This is a genomic window from Hydrogenoanaerobacterium saccharovorans, from assembly GCF_003814745.1.
Lineage (GTDB): Bacteria > Bacillota > Clostridia > Oscillospirales > Ruminococcaceae > Hydrogenoanaerobacterium > Hydrogenoanaerobacterium saccharovorans.
This window is the reverse complement of record NZ_RKRD01000001.1, coordinates 649,421-674,929: the sequence shown is the minus strand read 5'-3', so window position 1 is coordinate 674,929 and position 25,509 is coordinate 649,421. Positions and strand designations below refer to the sequence as shown.

At 42.1% G+C, this 25,509-nt stretch carries 18 protein-coding genes and 3 pseudogenes; 9 read left to right on the top strand and 12 right to left on the bottom strand.

Translation table 11 applies throughout. From position 1 onward, the window contains the following. Nucleotides 1-46: 46 nt before the first annotated feature. Nucleotides 47-355, bottom strand: a complete 309-nt coding sequence (locus EDD70_RS03100) for a helix-turn-helix domain-containing protein (RefSeq protein ID WP_092753120.1) — start codon at nt 353-355, stop codon at nt 47-49. Nucleotides 356-398: 43 nt separating this feature from the next. Next, entirely contained in the window at nt 399-707 is a 309-nt protein-coding gene (locus EDD70_RS03095; protein WP_092753122.1) for a helix-turn-helix domain-containing protein, read from the bottom strand. Between the two features lie 141 nt (nt 708-848). On the opposite strand from EDD70_RS03095, the gene EDD70_RS03090 reads away from it, so the two are divergent. Beyond that, the gene (locus EDD70_RS03090; RefSeq protein WP_092753124.1) at nt 849-1,076 is read left to right on the top strand and encodes a sporulation initiation factor Spo0A C-terminal domain-containing protein; all 228 of its coding nucleotides are present in this window, start codon (nt 849-851) and stop codon (nt 1,074-1,076) included. Nucleotides 1,077-1,117: 41 nt separating this feature from the next. Here EDD70_RS03090 and EDD70_RS03085 read toward each other — a convergent pair whose 3' ends face one another. From EDD70_RS03085 to EDD70_RS03045, 9 genes and pseudogenes are all read right to left on the bottom strand, one after another. Then, entirely contained in the window at nt 1,118-1,861 is a 744-nt protein-coding gene (locus tag EDD70_RS03085; protein ID WP_092753126.1) for an ABC transporter permease, read from the bottom strand. Then, nucleotides 1,848-2,582: an ABC transporter ATP-binding protein gene (locus tag EDD70_RS03080; protein WP_092753128.1), complete on the bottom strand. Its 735-nt coding sequence runs from the start codon at nt 2,580-2,582 to the stop codon at nt 1,848-1,850. Before EDD70_RS03080 ends, EDD70_RS03085 begins: the two co-directional genes overlap by 14 nt. Before the next feature lie 55 nt (nt 2,583-2,637). Then, nucleotides 2,638-3,414 (bottom strand): MerR family transcriptional regulator, encoded by a 777-nt coding sequence (locus tag EDD70_RS03075; RefSeq protein ID WP_242943094.1) that lies wholly within the window; start codon nt 3,412-3,414, stop codon nt 2,638-2,640. A 47-nt stretch (nt 3,415-3,461) separates the two neighbouring features. Next, nucleotides 3,462-3,554, bottom strand: a pseudogene (locus EDD70_RS03070) (arsenate reductase/protein-tyrosine-phosphatase family protein); the annotation flags it as partial. A gap of 2 nt (nt 3,555-3,556) precedes the next feature. Next, nucleotides 3,557-3,661 (bottom strand): annotated as a pseudogene (locus EDD70_RS15130) (thioredoxin family protein); the annotation flags it as partial. A 250-nt stretch (nt 3,662-3,911) separates the two neighbouring features. Then, nucleotides 3,912-4,179: pseudogene (locus tag EDD70_RS15125) on the bottom strand (permease); the annotation flags it as partial. Nucleotides 4,180-4,241: 62 nt separating this feature from the next. Continuing rightward, on the bottom strand, nt 4,242-5,237 hold the full coding sequence (locus EDD70_RS03055) for a C45 family autoproteolytic acyltransferase/hydrolase (protein ID WP_123811005.1): 996 nt from the start codon (nt 5,235-5,237) through the stop codon (nt 4,242-4,244). A 278-nt stretch (nt 5,238-5,515) separates the two neighbouring features. Next, nucleotides 5,516-6,529 (bottom strand): SIS domain-containing protein, encoded by a 1,014-nt coding sequence (locus EDD70_RS03050; RefSeq protein WP_092753130.1) that lies wholly within the window; start codon nt 6,527-6,529, stop codon nt 5,516-5,518. A 42-nt stretch (nt 6,530-6,571) separates the two neighbouring features. Continuing rightward, nucleotides 6,572-8,119, bottom strand: a complete 1,548-nt coding sequence (locus EDD70_RS03045) for an amidohydrolase (RefSeq protein ID WP_092753132.1) — start codon at nt 8,117-8,119, stop codon at nt 6,572-6,574. Between the two features lie 449 nt (nt 8,120-8,568). Here EDD70_RS03045 and frlC point away from each other — a divergent pair, with 449 nt between their 5' ends. From frlC to EDD70_RS03015, 6 genes are all read left to right on the top strand, one after another. Continuing rightward, complete coding sequence (frlC, locus tag EDD70_RS03040; protein WP_092753134.1) at nt 8,569-9,399, top strand: fructoselysine 3-epimerase; 831 nt, start codon at nt 8,569-8,571, stop codon at nt 9,397-9,399. Nucleotides 9,400-9,951: 552 nt separating this feature from the next. Then, the gene (locus tag EDD70_RS03035; protein WP_092753136.1) at nt 9,952-11,325 is read left to right on the top strand and encodes an amino acid permease; all 1,374 of its coding nucleotides are present in this window, start codon (nt 9,952-9,954) and stop codon (nt 11,323-11,325) included. Nucleotides 11,326-11,499: 174 nt separating this feature from the next. Further along, on the top strand, nt 11,500-12,243 hold the full coding sequence (locus EDD70_RS03030) for a GntR family transcriptional regulator (protein ID WP_242943095.1): 744 nt from the start codon (nt 11,500-11,502) through the stop codon (nt 12,241-12,243). 31 nt (nt 12,244-12,274) lie between these two features. Then, nucleotides 12,275-13,063, top strand: a complete 789-nt coding sequence (frlD, locus tag EDD70_RS03025; RefSeq protein WP_092753140.1) for a fructoselysine 6-kinase — start codon at nt 12,275-12,277, stop codon at nt 13,061-13,063. Nucleotides 13,064-13,088: 25 nt separating this feature from the next. After that, nucleotides 13,089-13,820 carry a GntR family transcriptional regulator gene (locus tag EDD70_RS03020; protein ID WP_092753142.1) on the top strand — a complete coding sequence of 244 codons (732 nt, stop codon included), beginning with the start codon at nt 13,089-13,091 and terminating at the stop codon, nt 13,818-13,820. A 51-nt stretch (nt 13,821-13,871) separates the two neighbouring features. Beyond that, nucleotides 13,872-14,672, top strand: a complete 801-nt coding sequence (locus EDD70_RS03015; RefSeq protein WP_092753144.1) for an alpha/beta hydrolase — start codon at nt 13,872-13,874, stop codon at nt 14,670-14,672. 315 nt (nt 14,673-14,987) lie between these two features. Here the strand turns inward: EDD70_RS03015 and EDD70_RS03010 are convergent, their stop codons facing one another. After that, entirely contained in the window at nt 14,988-22,055 is a 7,068-nt protein-coding gene (locus tag EDD70_RS03010) for a discoidin domain-containing protein (protein ID WP_162840837.1), read from the bottom strand. Between the two features lie 474 nt (nt 22,056-22,529). Here EDD70_RS03010 and EDD70_RS03005 point away from each other — a divergent pair, with 474 nt between their 5' ends. Together EDD70_RS03005 and EDD70_RS03000 are read left to right on the top strand one after the other, a co-directional pair. Next, nucleotides 22,530-24,194: an HD-GYP domain-containing protein gene (locus EDD70_RS03005; RefSeq protein WP_092753148.1), complete on the top strand. Its 1,665-nt coding sequence runs from the start codon at nt 22,530-22,532 to the stop codon at nt 24,192-24,194. 125 nt (nt 24,195-24,319) lie between these two features. Continuing rightward, nucleotides 24,320-25,498, top strand: coding sequence for a DEAD/DEAH box helicase (locus tag EDD70_RS03000; protein ID WP_092753150.1), 1,179 nt, complete (start codon nt 24,320-24,322; stop codon nt 25,496-25,498). The last annotated feature ends 11 nt before the right edge of the window (nt 25,499-25,509 follow it).

The following is a 25,509-nucleotide window of genomic DNA, read 5'->3' as shown; positions in this document are numbered from 1 at the left end:
GGGTTCACAAATTGTCCTTGTGAACACCGACCTAAAGCCGCCTGTTTTATTTTTTTAACCCTTTGATGATTTCGTGAATGTTGGTGAACTGCTTTTCATCCAATGTGCTTAAATCATCAATTACCTCTTTTATTAAAGCCGGATTGCTCGTTCCCTCGTCAAAGAATTCCTTGGGTGAAATGTTAAAGTATTCGCAGATATAAAAGAATACCTGCATTGAGGGCATAGATTTTCCGTTTTCAATATGGTTAATATAATTCTCATTTTGTCCAATAGATAAACTCATATCACGAGCAGAAACCTTTTTCATCGCTCTTAATTTTGCTATACGTTCAGACAGATATTTCTCATACATATGTGAACACCGCCTTATATACAATACATGAAAGTTGTCTGTTTTATCTTTTTAGCCCTTTGATAATTTGGTGAATGTTGGTGATCTGCTTTTCATCCAATGTGCTTAAATCATCAATTACCTCTTTTATTATAGCGGGATTGCTCGTTCCCTCGTCAAAGAATTCCTTTGGTGAAATGTTAAAATAGTCACAGATATAAAGAAACTCCGTCATCGATGGCAAGGCTTTGCCTGAAACAATACTATGAATATAGCTCGGGCTATGCCCTAAATCAATGCTCATGCTTCTCTCGGATATATTTTTCTGAATACGCAATTCACTGATTCTATCACGGATAAATTTTTCGTTCATATGCTCACCTCTATCTAATTTTAATAGATAGTATGTGCAGATATAGACGAATAGATTAGTTGTTATTGTTGAATTGTACGATTAAATCGTCTATAATGATATAAATATATAAAACAATTAGATAGAAAAGGTGAATTCACAATGAGCATGAGAAGTATCTACCGTAAAATTGCTAAAAAACATAGTATTTCGGTTGCAGAAGTAAAAAGAGATATGCAGGCTGCAATTGACTATGCGTATAAAAAAACCGATAAATCGGACAATGAACAGATGATGCAAGAAAGTTTTTCTTATAAAGGAGAAGTGCCTACTGCCGAGGAATTTATTAAAGCTGTCGCTGATAAAATAAAAAACAGCGAATTAGAATAATCGAGTAAAAGCGGTTTGTTAATTCTAAAGCGAGCACCATCTCATTCCCATTTAAAGAACCGCACCGCAACAAATGAGCAAATAATTGTAATTGCAGTCATGATGATTATGGGTAATATCACATCATCCATAGGCAAGCCAAGCGTAGAAGATTTCAGTATCTTTATCCCCTGTGTAAGCGGCAATATATCAACAATTTTCTGCATAGCCGTTGGCATTACCTCGTACGGCAGTGTAGCACCCGAAAATATCAGCATAGGGAAATACAATAAACTTGCGGCAATTCCTGCGGTCTTTGAGTTTTTGGCAATCCCACCTACCATCATACCGATAGAAAACATCGAAACCATCACCAAAAGCCAGCCGAGAATAAACTGAAAAATGCTGCCTTGCATACGAAATTTAAAAAACAAAGCCGCAACAGCAAACAAGGTGAGCAGCGATGCAAGCGCGTACAGTGCGTAGATTGTAACCTGAACCAGTAAAATGATTGTGGGTTTTACAGGGGTAACTTTCAATCTTTTTAGAATGTGCTTGCTGCGATAATCCGACACCACTAAGGGCAACCCCATTACACCGCCTGCACAGATAGAAATGGTAGCGATCGCCCCAAAGGATTGCTCTAAAAAAGTGTAGCCGGCACCGGTAAACGCAGGCTTATTGCCGTAAATAATGCCAAGCGCCACAAGCACAACAATTGGCATGCAAATAGCGAAAATCAGCATATCCATACCACGAAGCGATAATTTAATTTCTGTTTTCAGCATTGTATTAAAGGTTTTCATGTTTTAATACCTCCTCATCTGTATACCAAAGATAAGCATCCTCTAATTTATTGTGCGGGCTTTTTTCAATCGCTTCTTTAACCGTTCCGTCAAACACAATGTTGCCTTTTTTCAGGATGCAGATATGATCGCATAAACACTCTACTTCATCCATAAAATGCGACGTTAAAAGAATGGTAAGCCCCTGCTCTTTTAACTCTTTTAAAATCTGCCATACATCTCGTCTTGCCCTTGCATCAAGTCCGGTTGTCAGCTCGTCGAGAAAAACAACCTGAGGGTTTGGAATAAGCGCAAGAATAATAAACAACCTTTGCTTTTGCCCGCCCGAAAGCTCTTTCACCAAGGTTTTTGATTTTTCCGCAATGCCAAATTGGGCGAGCAGTGCTTTGTAATCGGCGGGGTTTTGGTAAAGCGACGCCGTTATCTCGCAAAGCTCTTCAACACGAATATTTTCTTGGTAGTTGGCTTCTTGGAATTGAACACCAACTTTTTCAAACAGCTTTTTTCGGTTTACGTTTGGGTCTAGCCCTAAAATAGAAACTGTTCCGCTGTCAAACGGTTTTGTTCCAAGCACGCATTCAACTGTAGTGCTTTTACCCGCTCCGTTTGCCCCAAGCAAGCCAAAAACGGTGCCTTTTTTCACCGAAAAACTAAAGTTGTTTACCGCAACCAGTTGTCCGTATGATTTTGATAGATTTTCTACTTTGATAATATCATCCATCTTTGTACCCTCCTTTTGTGATAGAAAAAGAATAACACCAAACAAAAGTCTGGTGTTAAAGTGGAGGGTTTGAATATTTACTTTTCATCTTAAAAAGCATTGATTTAATTGCAACAGCATTTTGTTTTGCAGCACCCAGTGATAGAATCAGCCTATCACAAACGGATATAATGTCTTCATTCGGGTTGGGGTTGTTCAATACATTATTAATATCCACCCCTGCATTTTTATCAAGTGCATTCATCATACGAAGGATTGCAGATAACGAATAGTTGGCACATTTAAGCGAACGGATAATTTTCAGCTTTCTGATGTCCTCATCCGTATAAATGCGGTAGCCGTTTTCCCTGCGCTTTACCTTAAATAGCCCGTTCATTTCCCAATTACGCAGGGTATCCATTGTTATGCCAAGCATATCAGAAACTTCTTTTCGTTTTAAGGTATTACTATTTTTGCGGTTACCGCCTCGCAGCAGCTCTTTTACCATTTTCACTGCTTCGTTGGCGTTTTCAATTTCTGTTTCGATTGAGAAAATGTAGTTTTCTGTCAGCCCAATTGCTTTATCAAATTCGCATAACGCCGACAGCTTGACGATAGAAACTGCTTTTTTGCGCAGCCCGTTTTGAAGCACCTCAATTTGAAAAGCTATACGAGCCAACTTGAACTGCTCAAGGTGTAAATCTGTAAATACACGGTATCCGTTTTCTTTCCGTATGGGCTTCGAAATAAAACCTAAATCCTCGTACTTCCGAACGGTATTGGGGTGAACACGAACTTTTTTTGCAACTTGGCTTGTTGTGTAGGTTGTTTCTATAGTATCACCAACTTTCAAAAATAGAAGTTTGCAGCTACCGCATTGCAAAGATTATCTACCAAGGTATCTGCGGCAAGGTGCTTCCCCAGCGCCTCGGCTATTTGGCTGCGGCACGAGTTATGAACGCATACAAATGCTACTTTAGGCAATCGGCTCATTGTTAACTCCTTGCTTTTTGGATGAGCGCTATGACCTCACCCTTTTTCAGCACCTTACCGTAAGAAACCACTTTGCCATCCACTACAAGGGCAGGTGTAGGTATGATGATGGGTTTGTTTGGAAAATGAAAGAAGAAAAGAAAACCTGTTGCTGCGGGGGCAACTGTAACCCGCAAGCTATGCAACAAGTAAAAGCGGGTAAAAACGGTGGTGCGTCCATCAAAATTCTTGGTTCTGGCTGCGCTAAATGCAACCAGTTGGAATCTGCAGCAAAAGTCTAAAATTAAATAAATAAAAACTGAAATGCGTTGAACAAATACCCAACCAAAATAATGCTAATGGTATCCAATTGTGGATAACCGCACCCATGCCAACGCCAACCAACACATAAATTACGGCTACTTTTGCCCCAAAGATGCTCATAAGTAGTATGAGGTTGCTAAGGTCTACCATCGGTGATGAAATCAAAAAAGAAAATGTCACGCCAAGCGGCAACCCGGCACTGGTAAAGCAGATAAACAGCGGTATTGAAGAGAGCAAACGGTGTTACCGCTCCCAACAACGCGGCAACAATATTTGCCCCAATCCCCCGAAAGCGGTCTAATATCTTTTTTCTGCGTTCAGGCAGCACGGAACAGATACATAAATCTGCTCCGCGCTGTTAGAATGTTTTGGACTAATCGATTTTTAGCCGCGAATCTCTTTGAATGTTTTTCTGGACGGATTGCCCTCAACACGCCAAATTTGTTTTCGTTTTAAGTCGTAGACAACCGACCAAACAGTATCGGCACCTTGTTTTCGGTCGTACTGGCATATAAAGCCGTATTTACCCGATAAAAGTTCTTGTGCAAACGCGACATTATAATTGCCCTTGTTTTGCTCTAGCGTAGTGCGTACGGTTCGGTAGCGGTCATCCGAACGCCAGTCGTCAATATTTGGGTTTCGAAAATTCTGCATTATTTCGGAGTTAAAGTTGTTAGCGGTAGCTACAAACTGCTCTCCATCTTGGGGTTTTATTACTACAACTGCTTTTGGGTTGCATTCTACAACAACGATTTCGCCGTTTTTATCTGCAATGGTCAAGGTTTGTGCAGATGCAATCGGGAGCTTTTGCAGAGCGGATACTGCTTCTGCGGTTGTTTTGCATTTTTCTAAAAGATAACGCGTTAGCATACCAGCGTTGAAGCCCGGCTTGCGCAGTTTAGGATACACAAAAGTAAGCCCAACTGCTAAGCTATGTTGATTCACACCGTCCTCCATCTGTACAAAAGCTGTGGTGTTGCCATTAAATGAATAGCCTTCTTTCAGGTTATACAAGCAATTCATGTAAAGCTTTTCAAGGCTCACTAAAAAGTCGCTGTTCCGCGCAAATACAATTTCATCCTTGGTGGTGAAAGCAAAACAGGTACATTTGTTATCAAATTCAAAACAGTACATAGAAAAGAGCAATGCATGAAGTGTTTCTACCGGTATCTCGTTTCCATCGGCAATTCCCTGTATTTCATCCAAAACCTCAGGAAAATATTTTTGGTACTCCCCAACGCATTCTGCGGCAAAAGCATATTTGTCTGCCGTTAGCTTAAAGGTGGGGCAATAATCAAGTTTCTTGCCGTTTTTAAGGAGAATATTCCCCCACTTAAATCCGGCATCATAGTGTGCGCCGTTCCATCTTACATGATACAAACTAAACTCTCCCTTCGTGTAATTGAGAGTTGACGTCATCTCTAGTTATAAGCGTAATGGAATAAAAATTTATTGTCAAGCACTATATTAAATTCAAAGAAAATGCCTATAAACCGCATTGGTTCACCATCTTTTTATAAGAATTATCCGAACGGTTTTAGGGTGATAACAGAAAACAAAAAGTGAGCAGCCAAACCATAAACGGCAAGGCTGCTCACTTTTGCGATAATCAAGAGGGGGGCATGAAACTTATCAACTTATGTATTATCGGGTTTATATTAATAATCGAACTGGCGGTAATAACGGCGAATTTGCATAGGATGACAAAAAACTTGTTCAAGATGTGCATCCACACGGTTATTTACACCATGCATTACCAGATGAGAAATAGAACCGCGGAACTCCGGGCTGATACCGCGAAGCTCATAATCACGCGTATCAATTACAGTATAATTCGAGCATACTTTGGGCAAAAACTTAGCTACACGTTCAGCCAGCGGGCGCTGTTCATCTTCGCCCATAAATAGGGTAACGGGGGTGTCACGGTCAATAATCTCTAACGTACCGTGAAAAAACTCTGCTGTTGTTACCGATTTTGTGCGAAACCAAAACTGCTCCTCCCAGTAGCACATCGCGTAAGAATAGGTTGCGCCCCACTGGTTGCCCCCGCCAACAAAGTAGTGCGGCATTTCGGGGTGTTCTTTTACATACGCAAGTTTACGGTGAGCATATTCTTGTGCAAATCCATCTGCCTGTTCTTCCACTTCAATCAAAACACGCGCTAAGTTCTCTTCCATTTCGGAGTTGTAGCGCTCGTATTCGGGGAACTCGCCGTTTTTAAACATAAATCGGTTTGCAGTCATATAAAATTTGAGCTGCTCATTGCCCGGATATGAAATGCAGTAATCGCAAATATTTGCCAGCGGAGTATCCTCGCGGTCGATAAATCCGAAAACACGGGCACCTATTTTTTTAATTTTTTCAACCGCTACAATCATTTCTTGGGTAGAACCTGTAACAGATGAGCAAATAACAATGGAGCGGCTAGTAAAGCGACGGTTGCCGGTGGTATTAAACTCGGCAGCATTTTCTACAAATACAGGCAAGCTGCTTTTACCTCGCATATAAACCTCTGCCTGCATACCGGATGCCCATGTGCCACCAATGCCAAAAAAGTAGATGCCATCAAAACCGTCTTCCCACAAACCATCTACCACTTTTTCAATTTGAGTGCGCAGAGCCAATGCCCCTTGCACGCTTTCTATTTGCTTTTGTTTATCAAATTTTAACATATAACCATAAACCTTTCTCTTTAGAATCTTACCAAACCTCTGTTACAAGGTGCTGTAAACTATTTTTCCATTTACAAGTGTCAAACAAACTTTTACATCACGAATAGTTTCAATCGGCTCAACAAACAAATTTTTATCCAACACCGAAATATCCGCTGATTTTCCGCTTTCTAACGTGCCAAGCTCTGTTTCACGGCTTAGGTCGTACTGTCCGCCGCGCGTCCAAGCTGTTAAAAGCTCTGCAACCGTTAATGTGTTTTCTTTGTTGAAAGGGTCACCGCCCTCGGGGAACAAGCCACCCACCGCATGGTAAACCGATTCGGGAATATCATCAATCATCAAGGGCAAATCGGTTCCGCAGCATAAAACAACATCGTTATCCTGCATTTTTCTGCGGTTCCAATAGTTTTTGCCTCGTTCTCCCCCTATCTTTTCATTTATCATAGCAATTTTACTTGCTCTGTGAGCAATCGACATAATTTGGGGGTAAACTTCTGCAACAATGCCCAGTCTGCCCATACGCTCCAAATCGGTGGGGTCGCTGCATTCCAAATCGGTCATCGCATGGCGAAGCAATACTTTTCCATCGGCACCTCTGGCGCATTTTTCGTAGATATCCAATACCTTTGCAATTGCACCGTCTCCCTGCGCATGCAAAGAAAAACGAAAGCCCGCAGCATCTGCAGCAAGGGTATCACGTTCCAAGCCCTTCCAGTCGATTGCTTTTTTACAGCAAAAATCGGTGCCCTCGTAAGGCTGTTTCATCTCGCCCTCGTACTGGCTGATGGAGCCGTCTGTCATTTGATTATAGCCCGAAAAACGTACAAACTCACCTTTAAAGCGGTTCGCCATCGCCTTTCCGTACTCCAAATTCATTGGTGCACTCACAGGTTGGCTCATAAAGTGAACACGCATGGTCAGTTCATCCGATTGCTCCAGTTGCTCCAATGCATCTGTAAAGCCGTAAAAATCATCAAAGCCCATCTCTTTAATCGAGGTAATCCCGCGGGAATTCAGCATGGCAAGGTAACGCTTAAATTCCGGAACAGAATGCTTATAGTCCTGCAAGATATAGCGCAAAAGCTTCCAGCAGCTTTCGGGCCAGCAGGTATCGGGGGTAAAATCATAGGTTTTTATAGCAGCTGTGTTCATCCAACAGCTTTCGCCGCCCTGCAAAAACAAAATTGCCGGTACATCGCCAAATGCAGCATCCATCGCTGCGGTATCTGCCGCGGGGATTTCAGGGCTTACCTCACGGCAAAGAACGGTGTGTTCTCCCGTAAGGCTCTTAGAATAAGCGGCTGCCATTTCCAAAACCTGCTGCTGTGTTTTAGCACCGCTGAGGTCTGCCCCGCTGCGCCCAAGCAAATAGCCCGTAAAAAAGCAGTGTACGTCTGAAAAACCAGGGCAGATTAAACGGTCCCCTAAAGAATAAACTTTTGTTTTTGCACCAAGGTATTTTTCACCCAGGCCGGTACCCACAGCAAGAATTTTACCGTTTGAAACGGCGACAAACCCTTCAAACGGTTGAGATGATGCCGCTGTAAACACTGCTTTGGACTGCAATAGAATCTCAGCAAAATCACTCATCGTTGTATGCACGCTCCTCTGGTTTGAAAAGTAAATCTTTACTGCCGATACGGTCTTTCAACAGCAAAAACTGAATAAGGTATAGAATATTTCAAACCAATTTGCATTTTCACTATATCACAAGGCATACCGTATTGCAACAAAAACAATTTATTTTTAGCAAATTACCTATATATGGCAATTTATTGTTTACAAAATGTACAGATTTTGCAATAACAGCATTTTAGATGTTGCAGCAATGCTATTCTGCCTTTTGAAGGCCTTTTACTTGTTAAATATACTAATATTTGTCGAACCCGTTACTGCAAATTTACTAATTTGCTCTGCTATTTCTCGTAATAAATTGACTTTTATTGTCATCAATGCTATTCTTTATGGCAAATTGGTATGTTTTATAAATAACATGTGTATACGTTTCAAACCACACAGAATTGAAGGAGGCTTTTTTTATGAAACTAGGACTATTCACCTCGGGTTACCAGCGCAACCCCCTAGAACATTGCTTTATTGATGCAAAACGCTTTGGGTATGATTATATCGAACTTTGGGGAGCACGCCCGCATGCCTTTGCGCCTGATTTAAAATCCGGTGACATCAATGAGGTAAAACGGCTGATTGAAAAATATGAGATGCCCGTCCGCGGATATACACCCGAACACAATGCTTATCCTTATAACTTTATGATAGGCAGCGAGAGCCAACGCGAGGACGCGGTAAACTACCTAAAACTCAACTTGGATATGGCAAAGAAAATGGGTGCAGATTTCATGCTCGTTTCGCCTGCCAATTCCGGCTATCTGGCTACCTACGATGAAATTTGGAGCCGCATGACACGCACACTGCGCGAACTGACCGACCATGCAGAAAAAGTGGGCGTTAAGTTGGTGGTAGAAGCGCTTACGCCGTACGAATCTAATACGTTTAAGAGTGCAAACGATTTTGTTGAGCTGTTTAAGCGAATTAATTCCCCTTATATTGTAGGCATGTGCGATTTAGTACCCCCGTTTGTACAACATGAAAGCATTATGGCGTATTTTGATAAACTGGGAGAAAAAATGTACCACCTGCACATAATTGACGGTGAACAAGGAACGGACAGCCACATTATGCCCGGTGAGGGTGCTCTGCCGCTTCAGGAACTTATTTGCGAGCTCAAGGAGATTGATTACCGAGGAACTGCAACGATTGAACTTGTAACCGCCTATATCAACGAGCCCCGTATGTATGCCCGACGCGCAGTAAACAATGTACGTGAAATGATGCAAAAAGCCGGATATTAAACCTTGTAGATTTCTTTGCTACGGTGCAAGTACCCTTTTGGTTTTGAGGCAAAAAAGCAAATATTGGTATATCTTTTAGTTTGTGATGTTTAATTTGTTAAGTTCAATGCGTCCATTAGGCAAATTCTCCTCAACCAAGCTGTTCCAAACAAGCGGAAATTTTTTGAAATAGAAGAAAATTATATGTAAATAAGCACAGCCATCGCATTTATTATGATAAAATAGCGGTGGCTGTGTTTTTTGCAGCAAAACCAGAAATAGATAGTTTCATTTTTAAAAAATTGGTATGAAATTTGCTATCTAAAGAATGCCAAACCAAATATTCATAATGCAATATGAACATTATATCGCTTTTGATTTATGAAATTGTAACAATAATGATTAAATTGCTTGATTTTAATAAATTGTTATGCTATTATACGCGTTAAGTGGTATGGAATATTTTAAACGTTGTTTATTTGCATAAAGTTCCCTGCGGTCAAAGGACTTTCTGCAGAGAAAACAGAGAATTCGCTTTTGCAGCAATCTTGAATTGGAAAAGGGGAGTTATTTATGGCAAACAATACGGAAAAAACTGCAGTTGATACTGCACCAAGCACAGAACTGAAACGTAAACTTGGTATTGGCGCGGTTATTGCACTGGGTGTAGGTACCACCGTTGGTTCGGGCATTTTTTCATCTCTTGGCGCGGTTGCCGGCGCTGCAGGCAGCGCATTGATTATGCTTTTGGCATTTTTGGTTGGAGGCCTTGTTCAAATACCCTCCAACCTTTGTTACGCAGAGCTTGCTTCTGCATATCCAGAAGACGGCGGGCAATACATTTACTTTCGTGAAGCGGGTTTTAGACCTTTGGCGTTTCTTTGTGGATGGATTAGCTTTTGGGCAACCGATCCTCCGTCCATTTCCATCATGGCTCTGGCCATTGCAAACTATTTAGGGTATTTTATTCCGGTATCTAATTTAACCCTTCGTTTTGTTGCTGTTGCTTTGGTTCTCATTTTTATGTTCGTGCATCTGCGCAGCGTAGAGGGCGGCGGTAAATTCCAAACATTTATCACAACTTTCAAAATCTTGCCCTTTGTGCTGATTGTAGGTATTGGCTTGTTCCACATGAATGGCGATTTAATTTTAAACAGCACCCCTATGGTTGGTACTACTACCACAGGTATTGCAGCATTGCTTGCAGGTGTTTCTGCCACTACTTGGTCTTTCGACGGTATGGGGGCAGCCTGCTACATGTCGGGTGAAATTAAAGACCCGCACAAAAATATGCCCCGCGGCTTAATTATTACCGCATTGGTTGTTCTTGGCCTTTATGTTGGGCTTACATTTGTTGCTACCGGTATTCTCCCCATTCAAGAGCTTGCAACTTCAGAGGCACCGATTGCTTTGGTTGCTTCTAAACTGCCCTTAATCGGCAACGTTGCTGGTACGGCTACAGCTGTTATGGCAATTATCGTTATCATCGGTTCACTCTCCAGCTGCATTATGTTCCAGCCCCGTATTGAATACGCAATGGCAAAAGACGGCTTGTTCTTTAAATCTTTTGCAAAAGTTCATCCTAAATACGAAACTCCCTATTTCTCTATCATTGTGCAGTGTGCTGTTGCTATCCTGTTAATTTTTGCAACATCACTTTCTGATTTGCTGGGTTATTTCACACTGGTTGCGCTTTTGAAGAATTTTCTTACCTTTAGCATGATTTTTGTTTTACGCCGTAAAAAAAATTACAACCCCGCTTGGAAAATGCCCTGCGGTTATCTGATGGCCGGTATTGCAATGTTTATGACCGGTACGCTGATTGTTTCAACCTTTGTTTGGGCACCGATAGCAGGTCTTATCTGCGCAATTATTGCTGTTGGCACAGGTTTGCCCGCGTACTATTTGTGGGAGCGTCAAAACAAAAAATCTTCTTCAACCGACTAATTGCTATAATCTGCGGCTCTTTTGCGCCGAATTCGATGCAGAGAGCCGTATTTTAGTGAAACCACAGAGACAAAATTGGCATACATCCTCCGTACATACTTGCACCAATTGGCTGCAATATGGTAAAATTAATTAAACATTTGTTACCTGCAGTTGCGGAGGAGGTTTATTACCGTGGTTACAGAATATCGCAGCCGCCCGCGAGAAGAAGCGGCAGAACGGATAGAGTGTTATATCATTCAAAACAAACTGAGTGTGCATGATCGGCTGCCGTCCGAACGCGATATGTGCGAGATGTGGTCGATCAACCGATCTACATTGCGCAGTGCAATTCGTAGGCTGACAGCAGAAGGCATTTTATACAGCAAAGTTGGTTCGGGCACATTTGTGGCTCCGCCCAAATTTGAGCGCTGTTTGCAGGATGCGGAGGTAGACGGCTTTGGCCGTATGGTAGAATCTGCCGGTAGAAGAGTTACAACCCAAGTGGTAAGTGCACGTATTTGCGAAGCAACCAAGCAGCTATCTCGAAAAATGCATGTTATGATGGGACATCGCTTGTTTGAAACGGTGCGTTTGCGCTATTTGGATGAAATACCGGTTCTTTTAGTTACCTCTTACATTGATGCAGACCGTGCGCCCGGAATTGACCAATATGATTTTTCAAAATGTTCCTTGTACAGCACGCTAAAAGAACAGTACGGCATTGCAATTTGCGGCGGTGAGGAAATAGTAAACGTTACCTATACCGATAAAGAAGAATCTGAGCAGCTGAATATTCCAGAAAATGCACCGGTATTTTACCAATCAGGTGTGGTTTTCGACCAAGAAAAGGTTCCCGTTGAATATTTTAAAGCGATTGTACGGTCGGAATATATTCGGTTTGTCAGTACTCTGACGACCAAAAAGCCCAAAGAATGATAGAAGCTCTTTTCTGTAAAAGGAGAAAGGCATGGCTAAATTGGCTGCAGTTGGCGACAATTGCATGGATGTTTATGAAAATATCGGAAAGTCTTACCCCGGTGGAAATCCCGTAAATGTGGCAGTTTATTTTACGCGTATGGGAGGCCAAGCCTCTTACACAGGGGCAGTAGGCACCGACAAATACGGCGCTTTGATGGCTGATGCAATCAAGCAAAAGGGTGTTGACACCTCCCACATCAAATTTCTGCCGGGCAATACCGCTATTACACACGTTGAACTGATTGACGGAGAACGTGTTTTTGGCGATTATGAAGAGGGCGTTTTGGCTGATATGGTGCTGGATGCCTCCGATATTGATTTTTTATGCTCCCATGAAATGGTTGTAACGGGTTTATGGGGGAATGTTCATAATAATCTTGCTGAAATTCATTCCCGCGGGGTTCCTGTTGCGTTTGACGCAGCAACCAGACCAGACGACCCCGTGGTGGATATTGCAATCAGCAGTGTAGACTATTTGTTTTTTGCTTCAGATGACGGGGATACCCCTGCTTTGCGCGATTGCATGCAAAAGCTGCATGCACGCGGGCCAATGCTGGTAATTTGCACACTTGGCGAAAAGGGCAGCATAGCATATGACGGTAAAATTTTTACCGTCGGCGGTATTGTTCCATGCACCGTAGTGGATACGATGGGCGCAGGCGACAGTTACATCGCAGGCTTTTTGTATGGAATACTGCAGCAGAAACCTTTGCCCGAATGTATGCATATGGGTGCTGCAAACAGCAGCGTAACACTTGGTTACAACGGAGCATGGTAAATCCCCCCTATAAGGAGGATTTTTGTTGACTATCGAACGTGAAATTAATTATCAGTCACCTGTTTATCTTCAATTACGCGAGGTTGTGCGCACAAAAATTGAGGATGGTGATTATCTGCCGGGTACTACCATTCCTTCGGAAAACGAGCTTGCCGAAACTTATGGGATTAACCGTTTAACCGTACGCAATGCTGTGGATGCGCTGGTAAAAGAAGGTTTGCTGCGGCGTGTTCAAGGCAAAGGTGTTTATGTGGTAGGTAACAAAATAGAGCGAGATTTAGAAACTTTAGGCGGCTTTACGCAAACTATGCTTGAAAAAAACGCCAAGCCATCCACGAAGGTTTTAATTAAAATAAGAAGGCCTGCCGGCATTAAATATGCGCATATATTTTCCATCCCTCCCACAGAAAATATCTACTACATAAAACGCTTGGATTTGGCAAACGGCGAGCCGATTTCGCTGGAGGAGATATTTTTGCCATGCAGCTTGGTGCCAAAGCTGGAGGGAATTGACCTTGCGGTGTTCAGCCTTTATGAGGTTTATAACTTTTACGGAATACAGTTGGAACACGCACGGCAAGCACTGGATTTGGCAGAGCTTGAAACCAGCGATGCACGCATGCTTGGCATAGAACCGGGAAGTGCCACGCTGTTGTTTTCTTGCACAAGTTATGACCAAACCGGAAGGGTGATTGAATATTCGCGTTCTTACACACGAGGCGACAAATGCAATTTTACCGTACATTTTCACAAATAGTTAAAAGGGGCGGAAAAATTTTTCCGTCCTTTTTTTAAGGAGAAGATTATTATGGGAACATTTGCAGGAGATTTTTATTCCGAGAGTTTGCGAATGACAACACAATTAAAAGTAATTTTTCCGGATATCTCAAATGATGTGACACCGGTAGTAAGCGGGCAGCCTTCTGTACTTTACCTTTTGCATGGCCTTGCCGCCAATGCCGGAGAATGGACGCGCTTTTCTAAAATTGAGTATTATGCAAAAAAGTACAACTTAATTGTAATTATGCCCGAGGTACAGCGTAGTTTTTATATTGATGCAGCCTATGGCCCGCGCTATTTTTCTTATGTTGCAGAAGAACTGCCAAAGATATGCAAAAAATGGTTTTGCCTACCCGATACCCGTGAAAAAACGTTTATCGCAGGCGAAAGTATGGGCGGGTACGGCGCCGCAAAATGTATGCTTCGTTATCCAAAACAATATGCGGCAGCGGCTACTCTTTCGGGTGTTATGAATCTGCCGCGCATTGCAGATGACATTGCGGCGGGACGTTGGGAAGATGTTGCGCCGCAAGAATTCTCTGCCCTTTTGGGGCGTGATGCAACAGTTCGCCCAGAAGATGATGTGATTGCGTTGGTTCAAAAAGCCGCAACAGAACCTGACCGACCGCGCCTGATACAAATTTGCGGAACCGAAGATTTTTTGTATCAAGATAATCAAATTTTTCGCAAAGCGGCCGAGCAAGCAGGTTACAATCATACTTACCTTGAATGGCAGGGTGACCATGAATGGCCGTTTTGGGATGTCGCAATCCAACGTGCCATACAATTTTTTTATAACATGGATTTAAAAAGCACGCCTATCTACTAATATGGCTATTTCAGATGCAATGCTTTGCAGCAGTAATGTTTTTCAGTCTGCGCTGTATTAGCATAGTTGTAGTGGTGCACTCTGTAACGGTGTTTATAAAAGGAAGTACAGCCTGTTTGCTGCAATTTGTGGAGCACAAACCATCGTAATTTATATAGCTGCAATCGAAAAACACATGACTATAATCGAGATGTGTTAATGAAATACTAAAATTGGAAAGCAAAATAAAAAAACTGACTCCGTATTACAACAGAGCCAGTTTTTTTCATGTTATGCGCCGCTTAATTTAGTTGACTTTAGCTAAAGCTTACTTTATTATTGCGGCTTTTTGTTTTTCTTCCAGATGAACACGCCAACACCTGCTGCAGTAATAAGTAGCATTGCTGCCATAATTGCAGTAAACGGAACATTCTGGGCACTGCTGTATGCTTGTGAATCAGCACTATCAGCAGTTTCTTTTGTTGTAACATCGCCCCGCTCTGCTTTACGTGCATTGTCTACGGCAACTCCTGTAATTTTCTCTTCTTCCAGTCCTGCCGTTTTTGGGGTAACAATTGTTTGTACTTCTGCCTGCAAGGGCGCGGTAACAGTAATTACTCCGCCTGTCTCTGGGTTAACACCTGTCGGTTCATGTTCATACAACTCTGCCAGTAAAGAAAGCGGCCAATAAATACGACCGGTTTCGTCCGGCTGTGCTTTACCCGACGGAATAACAATTGTGCTGCCTCCGTTCCAGTTGATGATGAGCGACACATCTTTATTTTCTCGCAGCGCATCCATGACAAAATAGAACACTTTATCATACCACTTGGCGTTTACCGCTACGGTATCGCCTTTTTCTGCCGAGCGAATACGCTCCGCTGCATTTTTCCAAAACTCGAGTTGTTGGTCATGGGCAGAATTATTAGAGTTTTTATAAACCTTATTCGTTGCCGGTACATCTGCATCTTCTTTTGCTGTAACTGCATAAATACTAAAGTGATTTGTTAAAAACTCAATGTACCATTCTTCACCAATTTTTATGCTGCTTGCATTCATGTCTTCGTAAGCTTTGCCGTTGATGTAGAATACCTTAAGCTTGCCTTGTTCAGCACCTGAATAAAGCTGTGGAGAAAGTTTGATTCTTACTTTTACTTTGCCGGGTAATTTGCCTGATAAAATCCCGCTGCCCGTTGCCTTGATATCGTATGCAAACTTAGCAGATTCCCCATTAATTAAAATCTGTTCTGTTTCTATCATGGTTTTTGCCTTTACCGTAAACTTTATATTGTCGGGGAGTTTCACATCTTGCTCGGGTTTTATGGTAACAGCACCGAACAGCTCTTTATCGTTGGGGTTTTCAGGCACAGCAGGGTGCTCTTTGCCTTGTTCGCCTGCCTTAACCAAAGCTTTTATTGCTTTTTTCAGGTTTTCCACCATTGCATCCACATCATGCTGTGTTGCATCTGTCATAGCATTTAAATCGACAGCTTGTTTATGCACCTGTTGCAAATTCGCCCAAGTTTCACCCGTATAATCGCTTTCTTTTAGAGCATGAACCGATGATATCAGGCTGCTTAGTTCTTCTTTATTCGCGGGATGCTCATTGCCTTGTTCGCCTGCCCTTACCAAAGCTTCGATTGCTTCTTTCAAGCTTTCGGCTATTACGTCCACATCATGCTGTATGGCACCGGTCATAGCATTAAAGTCTACCGCTTGTTTATACAAACGCTTCATATTTGCCCAAGTTTCAGCTGTATAGTCGCTTTCTTTTAAAGCGTTAACCGACGAAATCAGGCTGCTTAGTTCTTCTTTATTCGCCGGTGATGTGGTGTTTTTGGGTAAAACTTTAATAGAGTAAACCGCTTTTAAATTTTTAACGTTTGCAACGTTTTCTTTAAACAGAATACCCTCTATTGTATAGGTGCCTGCAACATTGGGGTTATATTCTACCAAGTTCCATACTACAGGTAATGTATCCGTCTTATCTTCGCCAATCGTAACTTCAACCTCTTTCGGCATTGGGTACTTCTTTAGCACCTTTTCTATCGGCGTACCAAAACGTACCACTTGTTGCGGAATTTCTTTTACAGAGGTAATTGTATCACCCTTGAGCAATTCTATTTCTGCAATGGCCGCCGCGTTTGAAGATTCCGAATCCATGTCAGATTTTTCAACGCTTATTTTAATAAACTTTGCGGTTTGCTCTTTGAAATAAAACATGCGGTCGTTTTTATTTTTTTCAAAGGTTTGTGCACATACCTCTTTGTAGTTTTTTCCGTCATTGCTTACGTAGATTTTCCCCTCAAGTATTGCGCCGCCCACCTGGTCTTTTCTTGCACGGCAAACAACCATGTTAAGGGCAACCGGTTCTTTCAGTTCTACAGTAACCCACTGCGGCATTTTTTGCTCAGGATTTAAATAATCAGAATGCCAGAATGTATCCAACCTTCCGTCATGGATATTGGTTAACGGATAACTGCTATTTGAGCTGGATGCGTTAAATTTTGCACCATCCAACAATACTTGCTCTAAAGTAGCCTGACCTGCTGTAATGATAAGTTCGCTTGTGTACTCGTAGCCCTCTAAAAGCATTTTGGCTGTAACTTTAACCACGCCCCGCCCAACAGCGGTGATGACCCCTTTTGAAGAAACTTCGGCAATTTTATTATCTGTGCTTACAAAGGCAAGTTCTGCATTTGGGGGCATATTAATTGTTTCCCCTTTGTAATTGATGCATTTTACCTCAATTGCAGCGGTTTCTCCCACCGCGAGCTGATTTTTTGCTACGGTAGCTTTTATTCCTTTAAAATCTTTCGAGGGGATTAAATTTTTAAGGAATTGCGCGTCTACGCTTGCTTTGGGGTTAAACTCATTACTTTGCATGTAATCATAAATACAAGCAAGCAGCTGTTTTGATACTTGGTCTGTTTTATCAAGCAAGTTAATTGAACAGAACATCAGCTTGCCGCCAGAGACATTCGCCTCGAATATGGCAGCCAAACGATCGGGTAAATCAATCGTTGCAATCGGCTGCATAATCGGTTTTAATTCTTCCGGGGCGCCGTTGATGAGAAGCCCGCGGCCACCGGCCACTGTATTGTACCACTGCCAGTTTGCGTAACTATCGGTAGGGAAGTTTTTAAACAAAGGATGGTCTTTATCAATATAAGAACCAAGCATATAGCCATTGGTTGATTTAACTTCTTCCCTATGGAACATTGGGCTCCAGAAATCCGGTCTGAATGTTAAAGCTCTGCTTTTGGGCAAGCTTTCTGTCGTTCCCTCCGAAATAATCAGAACTTTTTTGCCTTCTGAAAGTGATTTTTGTGCCTTATTGCTAAAGTTGCGATACACCTCAATTTGTTCAGGCGCACGGGTATCGATTTGTTTTGGATATACCCATAAGCTGTAATTGTTTGTACCTACGCTGTAATATTTTTTTGAGCTTGGTTCTGGTTTATTTGTTAGCTCCAGTTTAAGCTCAAGCTGTTCCGCTTTGGTAATACCGTTTAAATTGGCGGTTATTTTGCCCACGGTTGTAACACAGCCCTGAGGTGCAGCTGCATCTGCAATTGTGCCCGAGGCAACCACCGTGCCAGATAACGTTTGGATTGACCATTTTATCGGGCTTGTAACATCTTCTGCAGAATAGTTTGATATTAATACATCGGCGGTAAAGGTTTGGTCGTTTGTAAATACAAACTGATTCATTTTTGCCATTACTACCAATTCCGAGCAAGATTGCCTAAACTCTTCTTCGGTTACATCGCCTTTGCTATCCAAAAATGCATCCAAAATTCCGACCAGTGCCGTACCCTGCCCGGGGAAGTCTTGCAAGCCTAAAAGGTGGAAGCCCCCAGAACCATTTGTTCTTATGTACGACTCTGTAAAATAACGGTACATCATTGCTGACAGCCCACCCGTAGATTCATTAAATTGGGGGGACATATCTCCGATACCCGCTTGCTTTAAGACGTTCCAGAAAAACTCAAGGTTTCTTGGTTTCACAATAGCGTCTTTGTATTTGGGTATCTCTTCCTCGTAATGCGGGTATACCTGCAGCTGCCCGGGCTCATGCCCTAATATAGCGATTGGGGCTTTTTTCACTGCATCGGCATAATCCCAGTTGTTGTTTGGCACAATTTGGGGTAAATATTGGGGGCTTATATATTTTGCAGCAAAATCGGCACTTTGGGGGTAAGTACTGTGCCCTGCAATGTCCGAATAAAGCAGGGTCGGCTCAAGAGCCGTGCAAAACTTCAAAAATTCTTCATAGTAGAAAAATCCGCTATGTTCCTCATTACCCAGTGCAAACATTACCGCAGAGGGCGAGTTTAAGTACGAGTTAAATATTTTTTTGGTGTCTTCTTCGTAATATTTTACGTCTGTATCATCGCCTTGCTCAATATCACCGAACATTTTTCTGCCCCAGTGCGGCAATTCAAAGTTAAGGTATAATCCAAGCATGTCCGCCGCTTTAAACGCCGCATCAGGCGGAGTCCAAGTATGGAAGCGAACATGGTTCATCCCGTAATTTTTATACGTCTGCATAATGTCAAGCCAATCTTCCAGTTCCATGGGCGAGTAACCTGTACGGGGGAACGCTGCACAGTTTATTTCGCCGCGGAGCATGGTGGTTCTATCATTGATTTGAAATTGCTTTCCATTATTAATTTCTTTTGTTGTAAACTTGCGCATACCAAAGTCTCGTTCTTCAACCGAAGAATATTGGTTCTCACCCTGTTTTGCCCGAAGCACCGCTGTCATTTTATACAAGGTGGGGCTAAACTCATCCCAGAGCAACATTTCTGAACCCATTTTGTAATTTAGCGTAACGGTAGTTTCATCGGCACCGGCTGCAAACGAAAAATGCAGTTCTTGCGGGTCGGCTCTATGGCTTTTTTTATCGTTGTTCCAGCTGTTTGCCGTAAGTAAAATTGCACCGCTTAAAGCATCGCTTGTATCTCTGCGCTTTACTGTTATAGTAACTTTTGCATTTTTCTCATCTACATTCGGCCTTATTTGAAAATTATTAATATACACAGGTGGAGTCGCCTGAAGTTCCATTTTGCCAATAATACCGTTCCAGTTTGTTTGCGTAAACTCGCTTACCTGATGCGACCATGCTGCACCATCTTCAAATGTATGGTACATGGCGAAAGGCATACCCGCTTCGGAGTTGTCCACCTCGATGGTAAGCGTTTGTTTTGTGCCGGGCTTTATAAACTCTGTAACGTTGTAAACGTGCGCTGTGGTATAGCTTTTTTGTTGCGGGCCAACAAGATTGCCGTCCAGCCATACTCTTGTTTTCTTGGTGCGTTCCAGGTTCAGTGTGATGTTTTTTCCGCTCCAATTTGCAGGCACGGTTATTTCACGCTGATAGGTTGCAGGCCCAACATATACGTAATCGCGGTTGAGGTGATGCTGTGTAATGTTAGCTGTATTACTATTTCCCTTTTTATTTTCATCCATACTGCCCGGAAGTTTTACTGTCTCATTAAGAGTGCTTGCCTCTTCTTTTGCAGTCATTTCAAACTTCCAAGTACCCGAAATGTCCATGGATTCATTATCATTTTTGATAATAATAGAGCTTCTAAAAGCAGACATCGCATTTTGCAGTGTAAGATAAGCATTGTATAAAGCGGTTATCTCTGCACTGGATGTATCAATGGCTTTGGCAGTGTTAATGGCAGCCTCAAAAGCAGACTTTGCCTCTTGTGTGCAATTTCCATCTGACGTACCAACTACAGTTTCGGCGTTCAGTTTTTCTGCTGCCACCAGTAACTCTGTAAAATACTGTGCAGAAAACATTTTTTTAGAATTTAAGAATGTTTGCTGCGCTTCAGCAAGTGTAGTTAAGGCTTCGTTATACCCTGCACTTTGCTCAAGTGCTGTTTTCGCGTTGTTGATAGCATCTTTTAAGTTATCCAAAGCCTCATTTGGGTATTGGTTAAAGTCTGGTCCAACATCTTTGCTTACCTGTTGCGCAAACTTTTCCAATTCAACAATTTTTCTAAACAACGTAAATAAATCATCCTTTGGGCTTGTATATACTGTAACATTCAACTCGGCTACCGATTGAAATGCATCATTTGCGGCTGCCAATTTAATATAAGCTGCATTTGCAAATACGGGTATTACTGTTTTTGCGCCTCTGCCGCTTTTAAGCGTAAAGTTATCTACTGCCAGTGTATAGTCTGTACCGTTTTGGCTCACAAGTACATCACACATTGCACCGTTCAGGCTAGGGTGTCTGTCATCGGCGTCTTTATCCCTTCTTGAAGTGACCTCTATACTTTTTACCGGCATTGAAGCTACATTGTCTTTGTCCAGTTTTATCGAAATCCAATGAGGGGGTATATTTGCTCCCTCCCATCTACCATGCCAAAGTGTATCGGCATTTCCATCAATTGCTTTATCTGCACTAAGATTACCATCTGCATTAGAACTGGCATTCGCGCTAAACTGGTGCTGGGGTAGGGTTAGTTGCTCGCCGGCAGGTACATCGGAGCTTTTTTTGCCAAATTTTATATCTCCAATGGACATGCTGTAAGTATCTTTTTCGTTATTGGGCATCCAACGGTTGATAAATACAATTTTCAGCTTGCCTACCGTTTGCAATGCAGGAAAATGAATTACCCTGTCATTCAAAGTCAGCTCGCCTTGAAGATATGGCGTATCACCAAATTGCCCGTTTACAGTAGGAGCTATGTAAATTTTATAACCTTTGATGTAGTGAGGGGCTCCGTGATTACCTCGCGGAGAATATTCAATTACATTGATTTCAGTTGGGTTTTGCAGTGTAAATTCAAGGTAATGCGGAAAATCAGTTTCACCTGCTTCGTATTTTGTATGCCAAATTGTACTGTCTACTCCATCCATTACTTTATCCGCACTATAGGTTGAATCTAATTCATCATCAGCTTCAACCAGTACTTTCGACATATCTATATAGCTGACATTTTCAAGGTTGCCAACCGCATAAGCGGGTTTGCTCAATTTTTCATCGGTAACCTCCGGTTCAGTACTCTGTGCAATTTGCTCATCATCCGGTACAGGCTGAACTTGCACATTTTCAGAGTTTTCTTTCGGTTCAGGCTGCTGCCCTGCGTTTGTTTCGGTATTACTTTCAGCAGCTTCTTCCTTGTTCTGTGTTGCAGATTGCTGCCCTGCGTTTGTTGCAGCGTCACTTTCCATAACTTCTTTCTGATTTTGTAGCACCGCTTGCTGCTCACCTGCTTGTTCCGTCCCCTGTTCTGGATTTGAAACTTGCTCCCCCGATACAAGCTGCACTTCACCGTTTGTAATTGGTGTGGTCTGCGCAAAGCCTACCAGAACATTTGCAATAACCAAATACAAAGCCAAAAAAACCGCTATTCCCTTTCTTGTTTTTCTCCCCATATCTTTATCCCCCTTCGTATTACAGTACACATTATTTCTACAACATATTATAAAATTAGTAAATATGCACTGTGCTGAGCTCATTATAAAATAGGGCAAAGGAAATAGCATTACTTAATTCTACCAAATAATTTCGAAATCCGACTTTTTTATGTGTAAATACAACTTAGTACAAAATTTTTATACATTGCAAAACTGAAACATATTGAATAGCGGACGGATTGGATCACATCGAGCAAAAATTTCATCTCAACCAGTTGATTATTCAAAGGTAAACCCTTTATTAACAAGGTTTGCATAGCGTTGCTATTGTTTTTAATTTAGGTAGAATAAAATTTCTAAATCTCCATTCACGTTATCCCCTCTTTGCGCACACTATGTTGTTATATACTGTAAAAGCAGCAATCAGTTTTTAAAGCTAATAATTATTATCTAATCGACAGTATAAACAATTGACAGGAAGCGGTGATAACTATGGAGCGGCAATTATTCAATACGGCAAACGAATATGAAAACAATCGGCTACTGGCTCGCTGTATGCTTTTAGGAATTCCATCTATCTTTATTATTTGGTTGTTAAATCAACTGGGATTTTTCGCAATTGATAAGGTTGTCATGGCTGTTTCATCCCTCATTTCGGTGGCTCTGCTCTCAATGCCGGTAATTATAACAGATTGCTTTAAAATTTCGGGTTGGTGGGTAAAGTACGTTTTAATTTTGTTACAAATAATCGTGGCAGGTTTACTGTACTCCCTTTTGACCTATCTTGTACTCCTGTTGTTTGTATTCCCTCTATTTACAGCATCTCTTTACTTTAACAGGCATTTGATTCTATATGCGTTTATCGTCACGGGTACAACGATGATAGTATCCCATCTTATCGGTTTGAAGCTGCATTTTATGCCAGATAAGCCTCTTACAACATTCCAAGAAGCGTTTTTTTACGGTATCATACCGCTTATTGTGTTGCTTTCGGGTTTATGTTTTATTGCACTGAACCTTGTAGAAAAAAACTCGAAAATACTGCATAATATTTTTTGTTATTCACGCGAACTTCAGCGCAGCCATCACGGGCTAGAAAGCATTTTTGAGCAATGCCAGCCGTTATTTGAAACACGCAGTTTTTATGAGCTTTCACGCCTCATCATACGTGCAGTATTCAACGTAACAGCCACTATAAAAAAGAATTATAGCAATCAAGGTGCATCCGTATATTACTTGTGTGTTCGTTACGAACCAGATTTGTTCTATGTAATAGACAAACTTTCTGCTAAGCCACGAAGCGAAATGCATAAAACCCAGTATTATGTACAAAGCGGAGAAAAGCAGTTTTTGGTTGATATTCAAAACAACCCTTGCCCCTCTGCTTGGATTGAAATCACTTCAGACACAGCAATTATGCGGTTTTACGACGATAAAGGGCTCACCGCTTATTTAATGTTTCAATTATCGGTCAATATCAAAGATTCCATTACGCACAATTTAATGCAGGCTTTTTACAACAACATTCAGCTTGCATTGCGCAATACTCAGCTTACGCAAGATATGATTGCTGCGCAAGAAGAACTGGTAAGGGCTTTTGCTGAAATTACCGAGAATAAATCACGCGATACAGGCAACCATGTAAAGCGCGTTTCGGAGTATGTTAAAATTCTCGCCTATGCATCGGGAATGAATGAAACAGACTGTGTAAATCTAAGTATAGCTTCTATGATGCACGATGTAGGTAAGATTTTAATTCCCAAAGAGATTTTAGAAAAGCCAGCCAGCCTTACCCCCGAGGAGTTTGAAGCCGTTAAAACCCATGTGCTCATCGGCTCAGAACTGTTAAAAAACTCACCTGGTGATATTATGCAGTTAGCGCGCACCATTGCACTGGAACACCATGAAAAATGGAACGGAGAAGGCTACTTGAAAAAGCAGGGCGAGCAAATCAGCTATAGCAGCCGCCTTGTTGCAGTTGCCGATGTGTTTGATGCATTGATGAGCCGCCGGCCTTATAAAGAGCCTTGGCCGCTTGAAGATGCCTACAACGAAATTGTTGCACAAAGCGGCAAACACTTTGACCCTGCCGTGGTGTGCCTTTTTCAAAATAATTTTGAAAAATTTGTTCAGGTAGCGAAAAAATACTGTGACTAACCGAATTCGATGTCTCTGCGCTCATCCCAAAAAACGCATTCCCCTTTGCAGCAGCCTCTGCCTGTGATATAATAAAGGTTAATTATAAAGAATTTTGTTTTAAGATAGAGAGGAAACTAGGCGGAATGATAAACTACAACGACCTCCCCATTTCAGCGGAGATACGAAAAGCGGTAGAAAAAATGGGTTTCTCCGAAATGACAGAGATTCAGCAAAAAGCCATACCCGTTATGCTCGAAGGGAGAGAGGTAATTGCAAAAGCACCTACCGGTACCGGCAAAACCTGTGCTTTTGGTATTCCTTTAATTGAAAAAATTGATATGACTCAACACTGCCTGCAAGCATTGGTGCTCTGCCCAACACGAGAACTTTGTACGCAAATTACAGATGAATTACGTGAACTGGCACAATTCAAGGCAGAGCTAAAAATTGCGGCAGTGTACGGCGGGCAGCCCATAGGCAAACAGTTTGCGGCACTGCGAAACAACCCCCAAATTGTAGTTGCAACCCCCGGCAGGCTCATCGACCATTTTAAGCGCGGTTCGCTTCGCCTTAACAAAGTACAGAATATCGTGCTTGACGAAGCGGATGAAATGCTGGATATGGGCTTTTTTAAAGATGTGCGTTTTATTTTGGACAAGCTGCCCAAAAGCAAAAAAATGGCTATGTTCTCGGCCACTATTTCGCGCCCTGTTATGGATATTGGTTGGCTTTATCAGCGTGATGCGGTGGAACTGGTGGTACTGCCTGTACAAGAAAGCAAACCGATGATTACACAGTATAGTATGCAAACACAGGGCAGCCAAAAGCTGGAAGATGTGATAGACATCATTCGGCTGAAGGACTATAAAAAAGCAATTATTTTCTGCAATACCAAATACGGTACCGAAGCATTGCGCAACCAGCTTGCAGAGCGAGGCTTGCAGGTGGAATGCTTAAATGGTGATATGAACCAATCTGCACGCAACAGCATTATGGCGCAATTCAAAACAGGTAAAATCGATTTTCTTGTAGCAACCGATGTTGCCGCACGGGGCATTGATGTGGATGATGTGGATGCTGTATTTAACTATGAAATGCCCAACGAAAACGAATCTTATACGCATCGCATCGGGCGTACAGGCAGAGCCAAACGCCAAGGCGTATCTTATATTTTTTACTCTGCCGATGAAAAGACAAGATTGCGTGATATGCTCAAATACACGGGCTCTGATGTTACTCCGCTTGAATTTAGCGAAAGCCGCAAACTTGTTGAACTGCCTGTACAAAAACCTACAGGATTGGAAACCACCATCATTCGGTAAATGCTAGGTGA